General features: G+C 40.5%; 1 protein-coding gene. It reads right to left on the bottom strand.

Annotated features, from left to right (window positions below; genetic code table 11):
* Positions 1 to 4: 4 nt before the first annotated feature.
* Positions 5 to 1,444, bottom strand: coding sequence for an IS66 family transposase (locus QL998_RS20600; RefSeq protein WP_182198095.1), 1,440 nt, complete (start codon positions 1,442 to 1,444; stop codon positions 5 to 7).
* Between the last annotated feature and the right edge of the window lie 105 nt (positions 1,445 to 1,549).

Genomic DNA, 1,549 nt, shown 5'->3' with positions numbered 1-1,549 from the left:
GTAACTATTCAGCCTCATCTGAAATGAATACATCAGGCAGCTGATTTTTGAATAATAACTCAAGGGCTAGGCTTGCAGATACATATTGTTTTCTGCAAGTCGATAAATAGCTTCTCAGCAAGCAGAACATTTCAGCTCCTTGCTTACTTCTAAAACACCCCGATATTTTTTGATGAACCTTGGTCATCCTAATATCATTCTCGCCTTGGTTGTTGGTAAATGGCACGCCAGTGCTCATCATGAAACGTAAAACATCATCTTGATAATCTCTTAGTCGTTCCAATAATGCTCGGGATTTGGTTCGCTTTAATCGGCCTCGCTGACCTTCCACTCGGCTACTTTTATCTGGTGGTGGACATTTAGCGTCACCTTGAAGCAATATTTTTTGATATTGCTCACGATATTTCTGTTTAGCCCCTTTATCTAGGTCGGGATTATCTATTTGAGCTTTATTCATTTCTTTAAGTAAGGTTTGCATATCCTTCGCCCATTGCATGCCGTCTTGCTCCCAAGCCCTTTCTAATTCTCGGATGTGGTGAGCATTACATAATGCATGTTGGCATTGGGTATATTGATAATATGGCTTCCAATGGTCATGACATAGCACACCGGTAAAGTGCGGTAAAATACCGGCCTCATCCATCGCTATTTTTCCTCTTTTTTCATGAGGATAAAAATAAGTCCACCAAGTCGTTGATGCACCATGAAGCCATCGCCGTTTACCGCCGATATTAATGCCAGTCTCATCAACATGCAAAGTTTGATGCGGGCTTTGTAATGCCGCTTTGATGATACCTTCTGCGCCCGATGACTTTACTAGTGCCGCTGCTTGTTCATTAAAGTTAAATAAACTGCCGGCACTGATCGGAATACCTAGTTGGTCACTAAAGTATTCTTCAATGCGGTTATAAGGGAGTAATTGATATTGTGATAAGTAAACCGCATGGGCTTTCACACCAACACCATATTGAATAGGACCGTTAACACCTTGGGGGAATTCACCAACAAACCGCTTCCCTTGCTCATTCTCAAGGATTTGAGCCTGGTATTCGGTCACCACTTTACTGATATCTATATCGATGACTTGTCGCTTTTGAAAACCCACCTCACGATAGTGACCTTTAGGTAAAAAATCTCGGTCAACTAAAATGACTTGTACCTCATCAGGTGTTTCTGTTTGAGTCAGCGTTTTACCTACTCGGCCTTTTTGTCCGCCAGCTGATTTTTCTGACTTCTCTCTTGTTGGCTTTGTTCGGTTGATATCTTTTGATGGAGGAATGCTACTATTTTGACTATTAAGTCCTAATTTACTAGCTAGCATAACAACGACAACAAGAATGAGTTCAATAGACATCTTCAACGCTGGCGAGAGTGTTTTATCTTCTTGTAACTGAGTTTTAGTTTGCTCAACTATTTCAGTGATATTTATGCTGTTTAAATTCATTAAAGCTAGAGCGATAGGGTAATAGCTCTAGCTTGGCATACTGGCAGGATCAGTCAATAGCTAAAAAAGATCCTTAGAAAATAATTTGTCTTGGTGAATAGTTAC

The organism is Pseudoalteromonas sp. APC 3691 (assembly GCF_030408135.1).
Taxonomy (GTDB): Bacteria; Pseudomonadota; Gammaproteobacteria; order Enterobacterales; family Alteromonadaceae; genus Pseudoalteromonas.
This window is presented reverse-complemented; position numbering and strand designations above follow the sequence as displayed.